Genomic DNA, 14,962 nt, shown 5'->3' on the forward strand with positions numbered 1-14,962 from the left:
ATGGGAGTATTTTGCTCTCAAACTGTCTCAACTTGGCGTTGGAGAGTGCAGTGTTTGTGGACGGCCGTCGCAAGTTTCTGCTCTTTTTGGCCGTCGCATCGTGTCAACTGGCGTTCGCGCCACGATTGGGTGCGGCAGACGACACCGTTACGATCGACAGCGGAATGCTGAAGGGTGAGAGATCGGGCACGGTCGTCAGCTTCAAAGGCATACCTTACGCGGCACCGCCGGTTGGTGATCTGAGATGGCGCAATCCCAGACCAACGGAGAGATGGAACGGGACCAGGGATGCCCGCGATTTCGGCCCGTCCTGCATGCAGACCGACGACCTGCCGAAGTCAGAGGATTGTTTGACCCTCAATGTCTGGACACCCATCAAGCGTCCCCGGACGCCGCTGCCGGTGATGGTTTGGATTTACGGCGGCGCTCTTGTCCATGGAAACACCCCTCAGTATCCCGGTGGTCAGCTGGCCGCCCGGAGAGTCGTGTTCGTCAGTATGAACTACCGCATGGGACGACTGGGTTATTTTGCCCATCCTGCACTGATCAAGGAATCCCCTGACGAGCCCGTCGGCAATTATGGTTACATGGACCAGCTTGCAGCCTTGAAATGGGTCCAGCAAAATATTGAAGCCTTCGGCGGTGATCCGAAGAAAGTGACGATATTCGGAGAGTCGGCCGGTGGCGGCTCGGTGATGGCGCACATGATATCGCCATTGTCACGGGGGCTTTTCCGCGGCGCCATTCTACAGTCACCTGGTCTGCCAACCGCGCGTGCTGAGAGTACGCCTTTGTCACCTCTGAAAGAAGCAGAGAAAGCCGCGTTGGACTATGCGGCTTCTCTGGGGATCAACGGGAGCGATGCCGAGGCTCTCACGGCACTTCGGGCGCTGCCTGCGGAAAAGCTGACCGAAGGTGCATCGGTAGAAGAGGTGCTGGCGGGAATGTCGACAGGCAAGCCCGTCATCGGCATCTCAGGCGCGATGATTGACGGACGGTTTTTGCTCGAAACGCCGGAAGCGGCTTTTGCGGCAGGCCGGCAGGCGCCGGTTCCCGTCATCGTCGGGGCAAATGATCGAGATCTCGGTCTTGGTCAGGCCGCGACGAAAGACGATCTCTTCGCGCTGTTCGGGAAGCATGCAGCCGAAGCCCACAGCCTCTACGATCCCACGGGCCAACAGACCCTCGATGAGCTGAAGCAGCAGGTTCTGGCTGACAAAACACTTGTCGAACCGTCTCGCCACCTCGCTGACGAGATGATCCGCGCTGGTCAGCCGACGTGGTGGTATCGTTTCTCCTATGTCGCCGAGGCTCTCCGCAACGATCCGGCATGGAAAGGCACTCCGCACGGCTTCGAAATTCCGTATACGCTCAACATTCCAGACGCACTGGTGAAAGACAAGGTTACGCCTGCCGACTGGGCCATGGCCACATTGGCGAGTGCTTACTGGGTCGATTTTGCAACGAGCGGTGACCCCAATGGCGGCTCACGGCCAAAATGGCCTCACCACGACCCCTTCGTCCACAGGGTCATCGACTTCACCAATCACGGCGTGACGTTCGGAGCAGATCCGCTGAAGCCAAGGCTCGACCTCTGGCAAAGGTATTGGGAGGAAGAGGAGTGACGGGGTGGTGCCCGTCGCTTAGCCTCCGCCATCCCGAGGGCTGCAGTCCCGGCCCCGAGCCCGAGGGCGCAATCGCTGTTCTCAGTCAAAGGCCATGAAGGCGAGGTCACCGAAACCTTCGCCGACCGCGCCCGCAAGACCAGCAACCGTGGTGTCAGGCCCCACTGAGGGTGACTACAGCCGCCTGCCTTCATAGCAAGGCTTCACGAGGCTGAGAATTTCACCGTGACACCGCGCTGCCGAAAGTAGGCCTCCATCCGCTTCCTGCCAGAACGGTTGTTCTGCACGAGCCTGGCCGGGTCGAATACGGCCTCTTTCACACCCGCCCGCGTCAACGCTGCCTTCAGGGCCGCGATATGCACGTCGATGTCGGCGTTGTCCGCCTGGAGCGACTCATAAATGCGGTTTGTTGCATCTGCTACGGTTGGTTCGCTCACGATTGCACTCCTGTTGTCGTCTGGCTGGCCTGACCGTATTGGGGTGAAACCTGTTCACGTCAATGGGTGACAATGGATTGGAACATTTCGTCCACTTTCGAAGATGAACCACTCAACGGCAGGAACAGCTCCGCCACCGTCCCGTGCTCCGGCCCCCGGGGAAGAAGGCGAGGCTCACCAGCGAGCGTTACAAAGGTGGCGGCAGCCGGATGAGGGGCGGGCGGCGATCTCTGAGTGGGTGGGGGTGCTGAGCCGATTGCTCAAGCCAAGGATCATCCGGCGCGGCACGCAGTGGGTCGCTGTCGTCATCGAAGGCGCGGGGTTGTCGTTTCGATCGCGGGAAGGGAGGCGTCCACTGCATGCCGCAGGAGAGCTGGTAGCGCGGCATTCTCACGCGCACTTTGCCGGGATCATACCAATCCGTAAAGAATGCCACCCCGGCCGTTCGACCACCGCACTTTACCAAAATGTATAGTTCCAGCGAGGTCCCCGTGAGGTTTGGAGCGCAGGCTTGGCGCCATCATTGCCAAGTTGAAGGTCAGCTCTTTCATGAACATGCGCGCCGCTCCTGCCACCCTTATGCCGGCCCTTCATCCGGTCAGCCTGCGGGTGAACACCTACCTGATCAATCTCGACCGTGCGCCATTGCGCAGGTTTCGAATGGAGCGCCTGCTGGCAAGCTTCGGCCTTGCCTTCGAGCGTGTGGCGGCGGTCGATGGCGCAGGGCTGAGCCTGCCGCATCCGGGCTTTGACGAAGCAGCCTATCTCCGCCAGCACGGCCGCCGGCCGAACCCTTTCGAGATCGGCTGTTATCTGAGCCACGTCGAATGCGCCAGGCGGTTCCTCGGCAGCCATGCCGAGTTCGCGCTCATTCTGGAGGACGATCTCGATTTCGATGACGATCTGGCCGAGCTGCTCGACGCCGCCCTTAAGCACCAGGCGCGCTGGGACATTCTGCGGCTGTCGACCGTCAATACCGGGCGAAAGCACAAGGTGGAGCCGCTGACCGCGTCGCGCTCGCTCGCCATCGCGCTGACCCGCGAGAAGGGCTCCGGCGCCTATCTGATCAATCGCAAGGCGGCGGGCTGGATTGCCGATGTGCTTGTCCCCATGCGCCTGCCCTATGATCTCGCCTTCGATCTGGAGTTCGATGATGGGCTGAGCGCCTGCTTCGTCGATCCGCTGCCGGTCAGCCAAAGGGCCGATCCCTGCTCGCAGATCCAGGCAGGGCTTTCGACCTACCGGCTGGGCCGCCGCCGGCCGTGGAGCGTGCTGCCGTATCGCGCTGCCGCCGAGCTGCGCCGCTTTGCCGCCCGCTTCAGCCGGCTCGCGGCATGGCGGATGCGAAATTAGGACCTGCCGCCGAGATCAGCGGGAAGCCGATCGAAACGATGAGGCCGGGATGATTGTCCGCCATGGTGATCTTAGCCGAATGCAGGTCGGCGATCGCCTTGACGAGGCTGAGCCCGAGGCCGCTTCCCGGCGTCGCGCGGCTCTTGTCGAGCCGGTAGAGACGCCGGAAGACCTTGTCCCTTTCGCCGGCGGGAATGCCGGGGCCGGTATCGGCGACCGAGACGATAGCGCGGCCGCCCTGGCAGCGGAGCGAAACGGTGATACCGGTTCCATCAGGGCAGTGGTTGATCGCGTTTTCCACCAGGTTGGCGATCATCTGCGTCAACAGATCACGGTCGCCCCGGATGAGAGCGGGACAGCGCTCCGTGATATCAAGCGCCATCAGCGCGTCTTCGGCGACATCGACATAGACTTCGGAAATCACCGCAAGCACGGCGTCGATATCGGTTGCCTGGAAACGCTCCTTGCGAGCGCCGGCCTCGATCTGGGAAATGCGCAGCAGCGCCTCGAAGGTGGCGTTGATCCGATCGCTCTCGTGTCTCGCTTCGTCAAGCAGCGCCGAAACATCCGCCTGCTGGTCGTTGCCGGCTACCGCTGCATCCAGCGTCAGGCGCAGCCTGTTCAGTGGCGTCTTCAGATCGTGGGCGATATCGGCGCTCACCTGCCGCATGCTCTCGACCAATCTCTGCAGCCGCTCCAGCGCCGCGTTGATCTGGATCGCCACCGTATCGAGATCGTCGCCGTTGCCGGTGATGGCAATGCGGGCGTCGAGCGCGCCGTGGGAGACCTCGTTCATGGTAAGGGCGACCCTGTCCAGCCGCGCCTGGGCGCGAACGGCGAGAAAGACGCCGCCGCCGATCGCGGTCGCGACGACGATCGCGGCGGCCCATTCGAAGCTGACCAGCACGATCCGCAGCATCTCGTCGACATCGTTGAAATTTTCCGCCACCACCAGGCTGTAGGGGCCGATGGTCGAGACCTGCATCCGGTAGCGTTCATGCCCCTTCAGCCCGACATCCCTGGAGGTGACGGTATAGACGCCGTTCGGGATACGGGGTGCGGCGAAATTGCCGGCAAGTTTGCGCCCGCCTGCATCCGTCAGCGAATAGAGCCCGTCGGAGGTCGACTGGAAGCTTGCATAATTGTTCAGCGTGTTGACCAGATCCTCGGTGTCACCGGGATTGTAGGTCGAGACGATGAGCGAATTCATCTCGTGGAGCGACTGTTCGAGATCCCGCTCAAGGCCGAGGCGCAGCATGTGGTAGATGATCGCGCCGCTCAGGATGAAGGTGACGACGAAGAGCACGCCGAAGGTGACGGCAAGCCGGAACGGCGTGCTCCTGCGCAGGCTCGAGCATGATGCCGAAAAGTGTGCGCGGTTTTCGGACGACATCATGCTCTCACTCTTTCCGGGCATGATGCCGAAAAGTGTGCGCGGTTTTCGGACGACATCATGCTCTTACTCTTTAAGTTGCGGACAGGTTTTGAGATTTTCAGGACGATAGGCCCTGAAATCATCCTGTTCTAGCGAGGCGCATGCAGGCTGTATCCGGTGTTGCGGACCGTATGCAGAAGCTGGACCTGGAACGGCTTGTCGACCTTGGCTCTCAGCCGGCTGATATGGGTCTCGACGACGCTGGTCTTCGGATCGAAATGGAAATCCCAGACCCGCTCCAGCAGCATCGTCTTGGTGATGACCCGGCCTTCGCCGCGCATCAGCACCTCGAGCAGGGTAAATTCGCGCGGCTGCAGCTCGATCACCTGGCCGGCGCGGCGGGCCTCCCGCCGGATCAGATCGAGCTCGAGATCGGCAACCTTCAGCACCGTCCTCTGCTCCTGCACCGGCGGCCGCCGGCCAAGCGCATTGACGCGCGCCATCAGCTCGGAGAAGGCAAAGGGCTTGACCAGATAATCGTCGCCGCCCGCCTCCAGCCCCTCGACCCGATCGTCGACGCCGCCGATCGATGTCAGGAACAGCGCCGATGTGCCGACCTTGGCAGCTCTCAGTGAACGCACGATCGCCAGGCCATCGAGACCCGGCAGCATGCGATCGACGACGATGACGTCATAGGCCTCGCGCTGCGCCTGAAACAGCCCATCGCGGCCGTCGCCAACCACGTCGCAGACATGCCCGGCCTCGGAGAAGCCCTTGGCGATATAATCGGAGGTCTTGATATCGTCCTCGATAAGCAGGATTCGCATCAGCCCGATCATTCCCGTATGCCTGGATGGCGAGATTTAGCCGAGAGGACGGCTTGGCCACAACTTACGGATTGGTAAGGTGATGGGCGGGGGAGTGGCTTCAGACGCAACCGTGTCGCCACCCGCCCTCGTCCTTCGAGGCTCCGGCCTTTGGCCTGCGCACCTCAGGATGAGGGCTAACCATGGTGCTTGCCTCGGGCTACCGGCGCGTCTTGCCGCCGCGCTTCCCGTTGGCTCAGGCTGCAACCTCTCTCCAGCCTCATCCTGAGGTGCCCCGAAGGGGCCTCGAAGGACGGGGCTGGCCTGCCGCCTCTCGCTCCGGTTGGCTGCGAAGCCAGTCCGAAAGATATGTCGATTTTCACGGTTGTTGCCGGTGTACTTGCCGCAGAGCTCACCCCACCCTCCGTCTTCCTCGGGCTTGACCCGAGGATCCACGCCGGCATTCATCAGCAGCGGGCAATGGATCCCAGGCTCAAGGCCTGGGATGACGGAGGGTGAGGGGAAGCGTGTCGCCATGCCTCGCCCCAGCTTTCTCGCTGGCGAGGGGACCACAAGACCGGCAACCTCCTCCTCGTGCGTCTCCCATCCGTCTTGGCGTGTAAAATTTCCGCGCTACCTCTGCACACGGCAAAGGAGGAAGACGATGAAGATGCGGAAGTTTACGATCGCCGATGCGTCGTTGGAGCGTTCCCCCGGACAGGAGGCAGACATCTCCGTCGGCAATCTGGTCGACGAGCGGCACGGAGGGCCGATCACCATCGGTTATGGACGTTACGCGCCCGGCCAGAGCCTGAGCGAGACGATGGCGGTTGATGACGTGATGATCGTTCTGGAAGGCCGGCTTTCGGTCTCGACGGACGGGGGAACGGTCACCGCCGGGCCTGGCGAGATCGTCTACATGCCCAAAGGTGAAACGGTGACCATCCGCTCGCTCGAGGAGGGCGCGCTCACCGCCTATGTCACCTATCCGCATTGGCGGCCGGCACACGCCTAGAGCGCCGTGCGGCGGCCCTATTCGGTCGATCGCCGACCCCGAACTGATCGTCAGAGGCCGGCAAGATAGTGAGCCATGGCAGCGATGTCGTCGGCCGACAAATTGCGCACCAAGGCCGTCATGCTGGGCATGTTCGGGCGCTTATTATCGTGAAAGTCGGAGAGGGTTTTGATCAGGTAGTCCAGCTTCTGATTTGCGACGCGCGGAGTGTTGGCGTATCCGACGAAACCCTCCCGGTGGCACGAGGTGCACTTCTTCTCGACGTCGAGCGCCTGGAAGCGGGTCATGCTCGCTGCGTCGGCCGGCTCGCGGTAGGCGGGCCAAGGCAGTGCGGAGAAGTAGGCCGCAAGCGCCTTCATGTCGTCGTCGGAAAGATCCTTCGCGATCCGGCCCATGAGGTCGTCGGTGCGCGCTCCATTGCGATATTCCTGCAAAGCTATCAGCAAAGAGGACTCGTGCTGGCCGGCAATGATCGGCGTGTTCTTAACAGTCGGCAGACCTTTCCTACCGTGACACATCTGGCAAAGCTTGGCCTTATGGGAGATTGCCGCCGGCGGTGGCGCAGCATTGTTCTGCGCTCCAGCCGGCAGCGGACCGAGGGCCAGAGCGGCGATGACGAATGGAGCGAGCGCGCTGCTGCAGGGCATGCGAGGCCTCCAGATGTATGAGGCTGATCTTATCAGAAGATGCAACCATTGGCGAGCGAACCCCCGTCGCCTCCATCCGACTATGGCTGCGTTTTTATGAGTTCACGCCCTAGACCGCGCGCTGCGGCTCAGCGCTTGTATTCGGGCTCGCTGCGATCAAGCGCGCGCTTCACGGACTCCAGATGGAGCCGGGCCGACTCCGGGTCGCCTTCGCGCATTTGCCGGTACGCCGCTTCCGCAATCTCAGGCGCGACGGCAAGGACTTCGCGTCCGGTCGACAGGGCGAGCGTCTGCACTTCGCAGGCGCGCTCGAGGTAATAGAGGTCGTCCCAGGCCTCGGCGATGTTAGGCGCGCAGACCATGACGCCGTGGTGCTTCATGAAGACGATGTCGGCATCGCCGATCGCGGCGGCGATGCGATCGCCCTCGCGCGCATCGAGCGCCAGGCCGTTATAGTTCTGGTCGACGGCCGTGCGTCCATAGAATTTCAAGGCGGTCTGCCCGGCAAAGATCAGGGGATCGCCCTCCGTCATCGAAAGGGCGGTGGCATAAGGCATATGGGTGTGGAACGCCGCCTTGGCGCGGGGAATGTTCTTGTGAATCCTGGCGTGGATGTAAAAGGCGGTGGCCTCGGGCTGCCCGCTGCCCGACACGACGTTGCCGTGAAAGTCGCAGATCAACAGCATCGAGGCCGTCAGTTCGGCAAAAGCGTAGCCATAAGGGTTGACGAGGAACAGGTCGTCATATCCAGGAACGACGGCCGAGAAATGGTTGCAGATCCCTTCCTCCATGCCGAGCCTTGCCGCCATCCGGAAGCAGGCGGCAAGATCGACGCGGGCCTGCCAGATGTCGTCCGTATCGAGTTTCGGCTGGTTGGGGCCGCCGGCGGGCGAGGGGGCTGTATTGAGGGAGTGCGCCATGGGGTCGTTTCAGATTGGTGTCGAAGGAGAGGGTGGCTGTGTTCTGGATTACGCCCGGATCAGCCTCGCATCAAGCCGGCTGGAGACAAAGATGGTTCGCTTCATCTGCATATTTTTACCCACCCTCCGTCGTCCCGGGCTGAGGCCTCAGATGACGGAGGGGGGAGGCGCTTACCGCTAAACTCCCCGTCGGCGCAGCGGATGGCGGATCGTCTCACCCGCGGCTCGACCCAAGGGGTGTCGTAAAACACTTAACTTACCAGCTCAGGCGTGTTCCCGATCGACAGCAGATGAGCCATTGCATCGGTAATTGCGTGGTTGTCGTAGGGTTTCGAGAAGGCCCTGCTTCCCATGGGGAGATCGCTCTCTTCGAGGATTGCCGCGCCGGAGGCAACGATCAGCCTGACAGGCGGCCACCGATTTCGGATGTAATGGGATAGCTTGATGCCGTCCATCGTGCCGGGCATCTGAACATCGGTGAAAACCAGATCGATGTCGTTTCGCGACACAAGGATACGAATTGCCTCGTCCGCATCGCACGCCTCAAGCGCTTCGTAACCCGCAGAGAAGACCAGATCGACGGCACTCATCCGAATAATCGTGCTGTCTTCGACGACCAGGACGACCGCTTTGCCATAATTCATTGCTCACTCGGTCAGATTGGAGGTGCGAGCCGCATGGGCTCCGCAGGGATAGCGTTTCGCAAGCCATTCGGTTCCGAAGCCGCCGTAGAAAGGTCGGTTCGCAAACCGGCGCTTTCCCGGTGGCGGATTGTGACGGCCGTGCCGGGACCCGCATCGCTTAACTGAATGTCACCATGCAGGCTCTTTGCCAGCGCCTCCACAATGCCGGTCCCCAGTCCCGCCTTTGGTGCATCGCGACCTGCAGGCATGCCGATGCCGTTGTCGGTAACGGAGAGAGTCCAATCCTTGCCGGATGATCGATAGGCGATGACGATTGCGCCTGGTCGTTCCACGGGAAAGGCGTGCTTGAGGGCGTTGATGGCAAGCTCGGTCACGACAAGCCCCAGGCGTACGGATACGTCCGCCTCCACGGCGCTGTCATCGACCATCACCTGAATCGAAAGCCTGTCGGGGTCAGCAATCATCGACGCGCCGAGGCTTTGGCAAAGCTGAGTGAAATAGGTACGGAGTTCAACCTTGCCGCTGTTGGACATGGAGAGTTGGCGTTGCAGGGCCGCAATCGACATGACCCGGTGATGGGCGTTGTGGAGATGCCCGCGCGCTTCCTCCGACTGGACCCGCCGGGCGCTCTGCATGAGAACGCTGGCAATGATCTGAAGGCTGTTTGCGACCCTGTGCTGGACTTCCTGCAGCAGGATCGCATTGTCGCGAACGAGATCATCTTTCAGCCGAGCTTCGGCGCGCATATCGGTCACATCGGTGATGGCCAGAAGCAGGCGAATATGATCGATGTCGCCATCATCGAGCGTCCGCGCGTTGACGACCAGGTGCCGTGTTTTCTGGTTTGGCCGTCGAAAGTCGATTTCGTAGGCTTCGATGTTGGCGCTGCCCAAGGCGGTCGCCGTCAGCAGTGACGCAAGCTGGGGCATTGCCCATTCGCCGTTTCCAATTTCGCTGAGGCGTCGGCCGCAAACTGTCTTGGGATCGATGTCGAAGACCCGGCAGAAGGATGCGCTCGCTGCGATGACCTTCTGGTCGTCGGAGAGGAACAGCAGCGGTTCATTGGACGATACCACCACGGCAAGAGTGCTCGCCGCTTCGAAATGCGCTGGGGGTGTCTTTTGCATGGAGAGGCCCTCAAGGGCCGGAGACTCGCGAAGCAAGTCATCACTCGGCAACGATGCCAACCGGCCAAAGGGCTCAGCCCGACAAAGAGACCGTAACACGCCTGAGAGGTAATCCCTTCATACTAAATATCGCGGCTGCCGTGTCGACGCGATGAGCCGATGATGACGACTATTCATCGTCTCGGAGAGAGGACATAGAGCAGGAAGTCGAGGCCTTTCCGGAAAGCGCGTCCCACCAACAGCAGATGCGAGCGTTCGTCAGCAGGAGCGGGTAAGACGCTACTCATGGGACCGGTCCACCGAGGCGAACATGTGTGGCGCATCCTGATCGACACCTCCGCGCAGAATGAAAATCACCTGTTCGAGTCTGCTGAGCCCGACGACGGTCGCAGCCAGTGGAACGAAGGCCTCCCATCCCGTGAGATAAAGCAACGGCCACAACGCGAATAGCAAAAGCGCGCCGGCCTTCGCGGACCAAAAATGGAACATCAGCAGGCGTCGAGTCAGCAGCCACGAAACGAGCAGATAGATCACCGGGCCGCCGAACAGGACTGTCAACGCAACTCCGTGGCGGGACGCGAGCCCGGGGTATGACGAGAGTAGAAAAAACAGAATGGCGACGGAGAAGATGTTGTCGACGATGGCGTCAAGGCGGGCACCGTATTCGGAAGCTCGCTTCGTCCGTCGGGCGAGCCATCCATCGACGAGGTCGGTCATGGATGCAATCAAGTAGAGGACAAGCGCCGGCCCAGCATACCCATAGCTCAGAAGCAGCAATATAGGGGCTATCAACAGGCCACGACTGAGCGTCACCACGTTGGCGAGCTTGATTGGACCATCTTCCCAAACCAAACCATGGACGACGCTCATACTGGCTCCGCGGTCAGTTTGAGGGTCGTATCGCGTGCAATCAGCTTCTCAATAGAATAGGCGTTGTGATGCATCGGGCAGACAATCTGATTACGCTTATTGATGAAACCAAATTTGAGCGGCCCTCCACGGTGAGGGCACCTATTCGGGATCAGGTAAAGCTCGCTTTGGTAGGAAAGCAGAAAATACTCTATTCCGTCCCTGACGATCGGGGGCAGGTCCTGACCGATCCAGCTTGCCGCCTCACTCATGGCACAACCTCGCGTCCGACCGACAACGGTGGAAAAACCCTGAAGGCGGACGGGTCGGTCAAAAAACCAATGCCGCCGATCTGCAGAGCCGAACCCGTATTCCAGTTCGTCGCGGGCACCGCGCAGCGACCAGGCGAGGTCAGATTTGTCGGCATGCCAAACTCGGCGTGTCCTGCCTTCACCGCGGCCTCGAACGCCAAAGTGACGGCCAGCAGATGATCTCCTGACCGCTCGAAGGCCAGTCTCGTCAGTTCGGCGCCGGCGACGATCTCGGAGCCGACCTCGGGACCGTATTTAGACACCAGGGGCGCGACCACTTCGTCGGCAACCATTGCGGAATGGTGGATGTCGATGTGCGCATGTTCGCCAAAGTAATGCGCGTCTACGCCGGGATGGAAGCGCTTGAGATACCGGAAGTGCTCCTCCGTGGATCGCTGGTAGCTTGCTTCGGCGAAGAGCAGGAAGCCAATTTGAAGAAACAAATTGCGAGGGCTCTGGAACATGAAGTGGATGACATTGTGCAGTTCCAGAGTCGGAGTATCGAACAACGACCAATAGGCATTGTATTCTTCGCTGAGTCCGAACCCCCTCAAGGTTGATCGGTAGAGCACGCTGTGTTTCTTGTTGTGGACCCCGAATCCGAATTCATCAATGAGAATGCGGAATAGGGCGGACTGAGGCTCCCCATATTCGCCGATGACGCCGAGCGCGGAGGCGGAGGCTTCAGCCAGCAAATCGACAGAGGACTGAAGCAGAAAGTTCCGGTAATAATGATCCCGGTTGCTCGAGCTATCCAAAAACTCAAGGAAGCCGCTCGGCCTGTTCGCTTTGAGATTGGGTATGAGGTTTGCCACATACCCGGCGCAATCTTGTCTATGGCTAAGGCTGCGTGCCTCGGCAACCAGCGGGCCAACCAGTTCGTCTTCAAGGTTTGCGCGCATTTCGTCGAGACGCAGCATCTCGCGGGGATCGTAGTGCTGCTGTAGCCGCGACAGGATCGATCCGACAGGCGCTGCGCTCGGCAGCAAGACATAACGACCCTGATAACTGCGCATCAGCGCTTGATGTTGGACAAATCGCCGAAGGCTGGGATCTTCATCGTCGCGGAGAGCTTCAGCGTCGATGCGAATATCATATACCGAAGGTGGATTTCCGCCTGCTCGCGCCGCGAGGCGTTGTCCAATATCCAGCAGATCTTGCTTTCCGATGAAGGTCATGTGCGCGCCGTTCCAGGCTCGTAGATCGTCACGGCAATCCCACTCTTTGTGAAGCACTCGACCAATCGCCATTTCGATAATTCGAATGCCCGACTATATTCGTCAGGGCGCATATAGCTCGGGGCGTCCGCCGATCCAGTGATAACGGGTATATGTTTTATGACTATCCGGTGGACCAACCGCGCCTCGTGCAGGCTGTGCAGCAGGCGACTTCCGCCTTCGACGATCATGCTTTTGATCCCGCGATCATCGAGAATGTTCATCAAGCCGGGGAGGTCGACTCGGCGTTCGCCACATCGCACCACTTCGACATTGGGCTTGCTTTTGAGCGCTTCGATATCGGCTTCCTTCGCGGCGCGGGAGACGACGAGGACCGTCGGATGGCCGTCGTTCAAAAGCTTTGCGTCGAGGGGCAGCGTGCCCATGGACGAGGGTACGATTCGCAACGGATTTGGCCCTGGTGCGTGACGCACCGTGAGTTCTGGATCATCCGAAAGGACGGTGCCGGCACCGACCATTATGGCATCGTGTGCCGCTCTCTGGGCATGGAACCACGCGCGAAGATCGTCGCCATAGAAATCGAACAGACCCTTGCTGGAAGCCGTCGCCCCCAGCGACAGTTTGCCGTCGATAGTGACCTCCGACAGCGTTGTTATTTCAACCATTTCTTGTCCTCCTCCTCCGCACACTCTAATGCGACTGCGCCATGATTGTTCAATTGGGAGGAGGAAAATCGGGTGCGGCGTCTTTGGAGGAGACGGATCGAGCGAAGTGGGAGGCTTTGGGGCGAAGGGCGGCCATTCGTGGGTTTTGCTCCACCCGCCTCCAACTCGATGGTGAAGCAAGGGATCCAGGCCACCGACTGATGCGTGAGACCAACGCTTCAACCCTCCTTGCGACGTACAAGGAGGGTTGGTCTCAAGGCCGGTTAGATCGTCCGCCGATAGCGGTCACGCTCCTGCGCGATCTGCTCGGGGGCGTATGGGTCGAGCGTGTCATCGAACCGGGTCCAGCCCTGGTCGTTATAGGCACGCCGGCGTTCGACCGGGTCGACCCAGTTTGAACCCTGGAGAATAGCCTGCGCCTCGGAGGCGCGGGCGTCGTCGACCTTGGCCGTGACCAGGCTGCCGCCGCGGCGGACACCTTCGGCATAGAGGTGGGCATCATCTTCCGGGACGCCGGAGTCGGTGAGGGCGCCGATCAGGCCACCCGCGGCACCGCCCGCGACAGCGCCGGCGACGGCTCCGGCCGCAGTCGCGGCCAGCCAGCCTGCGGCAACCACCGGCCCGACACCCGGAATGGCCATCAGGCCCAGTCCGGTCAGCAGGCCGCCGGCGCCGCCGACGGCAGCGCCAATGCCGGCGCCCGTCGCGGCATCCTCGCCAACATCAGAGTCGCGATCGATGCGGCCAGCCTTGTTGGAGACGATGCTGATGTCGTTTGAGGGAATGCCTGCCGCTTCCAATTTGCTGACGGCGGAGCGAGCGTCCGAATAGTCGTCGAAAAGTCCGGTTACAGTTCTCATGATGTTTCTCCCTGGGGGTTACTTGGCGACGATGTTGCCTTGATAATCGAGGGCAATGGCGACGGCTTTCCCGTCCTTCATGCCGGCGGCCATCCAGATCCCCTTGTCATCGAGCTTGAGATCCTTGACGTCGGTGTAACCCGCTTCCGTAATGCGATCCTTCGCCTGAGCTTCGGTAAAGCTGTTGGCGCCCTCGACGGGTGCAGTCGGATTTTTGGTGTCCGGGGTTGCAACTGCAGGTGTATTTCCATCCGCAGATGGAGCCGGCGTTGTCTGGGCAAGGGCTGCAACGGCAGACGCGCAGAGAATTGTCGCCGCAAAGACGATCTTCTTCATATGTGTTTCCTCTCATTTTGCGGATCAGATGACGATCCATGCGCTGAAAACACGCAAGGGAGTTCTTTGTTCCGGAAGATTATGCAATTGATTTTTCTAAATATAAGGCAACGCGGCGGGCTGCGGGGTCATTCTCTGCGGTGCCGGGGCAATGTAAGCAGACAGTAACGAGGGAGGGTAGCCGACGATCCACGGGCGCCTTGAGGAAACCTCTCGGAGTGAGGTCGGTCCTCTAACTCCTAAAGTTGTGCTGCTGTCAAGTGTCCCAGGGCTGGCAGCGCGGGGCCGCTCTCCTGCCGGCACTTCGTGCGGGTGACGGATGCAGCCCCGGCGGTGTCAGTGACTTCACGGAATACGGGCGATGACCTTGATCTCGAAGTCGAAGCCGGCGAGCCAGTTGACGCCGATGGCGGTCCAGTTCGGGTAGGGCGGCGTGCTGAACATCTCCTGCTTGACGGCCATGATCGTTCCGAACTGGTTTTCGGGGTCGGTGTGGAAGCTGGTGACGTCGACGATATCATCCAGCGTTGCGCCGGCGGCGCTCAGCGTCGCCTTCAGGTTTTCAAAGGCGAGCCGCACCTGGCTTTCGAAATCCGGTTCCGGCGTTCCGTCCGAACGGCTGCCGACCTGCCCGGATACAAACAACAGGTCACCGGAGCGGATCGCGGCGGAATAGCCGTGCTTCTCGTAAAGAGCATGCCGGTCGGCCGGAAAGATTGCTTCGCGTTTTGTCATTCTGGTCTCTCTTCATTGTTGACAACGACCGTTGAGCGCGACGTATCGCTTCACATCTCACGCCCCATTTGATATACGG

17 protein-coding genes are annotated in these 14,962 nt (G+C 60.7%); 3 read left to right on the plus strand and 14 right to left on the minus strand.

The window, feature by feature from the left end; genetic code table 11:
- Window positions 1-50: 50 nt before the first annotated feature.
- Complete coding sequence (locus AC244Q_RS03715; protein WP_128408270.1) at window positions 51-1,625, plus strand: carboxylesterase/lipase family protein; 1,575 nt, start codon at window positions 51-53, stop codon at window positions 1,623-1,625.
- A 203-nt stretch (window positions 1,626-1,828) separates the two neighbouring features.
- On the opposite strand, the gene AC244Q_RS03720 is transcribed toward AC244Q_RS03715, so the two are convergent.
- Window positions 1,829-2,065 (minus strand): hypothetical protein, encoded by a 237-nt coding sequence (locus tag AC244Q_RS03720; RefSeq protein ID WP_026158563.1) that lies wholly within the window; start codon window positions 2,063-2,065, stop codon window positions 1,829-1,831.
- A gap of 546 nt (window positions 2,066-2,611) precedes the next feature.
- Between AC244Q_RS03720 and AC244Q_RS03725 the strand changes: the two genes are divergently transcribed.
- On the plus strand, window positions 2,612-3,415 hold the full coding sequence (locus AC244Q_RS03725; RefSeq protein ID WP_128408269.1) for a glycosyltransferase family 25 protein: 804 nt from the start codon (window positions 2,612-2,614) through the stop codon (window positions 3,413-3,415).
- Here the strand turns inward: AC244Q_RS03725 and AC244Q_RS03730 are convergent.
- Together AC244Q_RS03730 and AC244Q_RS03735 are read right to left on the minus strand one after the other, a co-directional pair.
- Window positions 3,381-4,811, minus strand: coding sequence for a sensor histidine kinase (locus AC244Q_RS03730; protein ID WP_128408268.1), 1,431 nt, complete (start codon window positions 4,809-4,811; stop codon window positions 3,381-3,383). The genes AC244Q_RS03725 and AC244Q_RS03730 overlap by 35 nt on opposite strands.
- 128 nt (window positions 4,812-4,939) lie before the next feature.
- A complete protein-coding gene (locus AC244Q_RS03735) occupies window positions 4,940-5,617 on the minus strand; it encodes a winged helix-turn-helix domain-containing protein (RefSeq protein ID WP_128408267.1) in 678 nt (225 codons plus the stop codon).
- Window positions 5,618-6,260: 643 nt separating this feature from the next.
- Here AC244Q_RS03735 and AC244Q_RS03740 point away from each other — a divergent pair.
- Window positions 6,261-6,611 carry a cupin domain-containing protein gene (locus AC244Q_RS03740; protein ID WP_128408266.1) on the plus strand — a complete coding sequence of 117 codons (351 nt, stop codon included), beginning with the start codon at window positions 6,261-6,263 and terminating at the stop codon, window positions 6,609-6,611.
- Between the two features lie 50 nt (window positions 6,612-6,661).
- Here the strand turns inward: AC244Q_RS03740 and AC244Q_RS03745 are convergent, their stop codons facing one another.
- From AC244Q_RS03745 to AC244Q_RS03795, 11 genes are all read right to left on the minus strand, one after another.
- Window positions 6,662-7,258 (minus strand): c-type cytochrome, encoded by a 597-nt coding sequence (locus AC244Q_RS03745; protein WP_128408265.1) that lies wholly within the window; start codon window positions 7,256-7,258, stop codon window positions 6,662-6,664.
- A 128-nt stretch (window positions 7,259-7,386) separates the two neighbouring features.
- On the minus strand, window positions 7,387-8,178 hold the full coding sequence (locus tag AC244Q_RS03750) for an aldolase (RefSeq protein ID WP_012756432.1): 792 nt from the start codon (window positions 8,176-8,178) through the stop codon (window positions 7,387-7,389).
- Window positions 8,179-8,429: 251 nt separating this feature from the next.
- Window positions 8,430-8,822 carry a response regulator gene (locus tag AC244Q_RS03755; protein WP_012756433.1) on the minus strand — a complete coding sequence of 131 codons (393 nt, stop codon included), beginning with the start codon at window positions 8,820-8,822 and terminating at the stop codon, window positions 8,430-8,432.
- An 11-nt stretch (window positions 8,823-8,833) separates the two neighbouring features.
- A complete protein-coding gene (locus tag AC244Q_RS03760) occupies window positions 8,834-9,949 on the minus strand; it encodes a sensor histidine kinase (protein ID WP_128408264.1) in 1,116 nt (371 codons plus the stop codon).
- Between the two features lie 279 nt (window positions 9,950-10,228).
- The gene (locus AC244Q_RS03765) at window positions 10,229-10,819 is read right to left on the minus strand and encodes a CDP-alcohol phosphatidyltransferase family protein (protein WP_128408263.1); all 591 of its coding nucleotides are present in this window, start codon (window positions 10,817-10,819) and stop codon (window positions 10,229-10,231) included.
- Complete coding sequence (locus AC244Q_RS03770; protein WP_128408262.1) at window positions 10,816-11,070, minus strand: Rieske (2Fe-2S) protein; 255 nt, start codon at window positions 11,068-11,070, stop codon at window positions 10,816-10,818. The genes AC244Q_RS03765 and AC244Q_RS03770 overlap by 4 nt, the downstream gene beginning before the upstream one ends.
- Window positions 11,067-12,287: an iron-containing redox enzyme family protein gene (locus tag AC244Q_RS03775; RefSeq protein WP_245460735.1), complete on the minus strand. Its 1,221-nt coding sequence runs from the start codon at window positions 12,285-12,287 to the stop codon at window positions 11,067-11,069. The genes AC244Q_RS03770 and AC244Q_RS03775 overlap by 4 nt, the downstream gene beginning before the upstream one ends.
- Complete coding sequence (locus AC244Q_RS03780) at window positions 12,284-12,952, minus strand: RibD family protein (protein ID WP_128408261.1); 669 nt, start codon at window positions 12,950-12,952, stop codon at window positions 12,284-12,286. Before AC244Q_RS03780 ends, AC244Q_RS03775 begins: the two co-directional genes overlap by 4 nt.
- 263 nt (window positions 12,953-13,215) lie before the next feature.
- On the minus strand, window positions 13,216-13,812 hold the full coding sequence (locus AC244Q_RS03785) for a general stress protein (protein WP_128408260.1): 597 nt from the start codon (window positions 13,810-13,812) through the stop codon (window positions 13,216-13,218).
- Between the two features lie 18 nt (window positions 13,813-13,830).
- Entirely contained in the window at window positions 13,831-14,148 is a 318-nt protein-coding gene (locus AC244Q_RS03790) for a PepSY domain-containing protein (RefSeq protein ID WP_033182801.1), read from the minus strand.
- Window positions 14,149-14,493: 345 nt separating this feature from the next.
- Window positions 14,494-14,883, minus strand: coding sequence for a RidA family protein (locus tag AC244Q_RS03795; protein WP_017993262.1), 390 nt, complete (start codon window positions 14,881-14,883; stop codon window positions 14,494-14,496).
- Window positions 14,884-14,962: the final 79 nt, after the last annotated feature.

The organism is Rhizobium sp. CB2179, assembly GCF_057653455.1.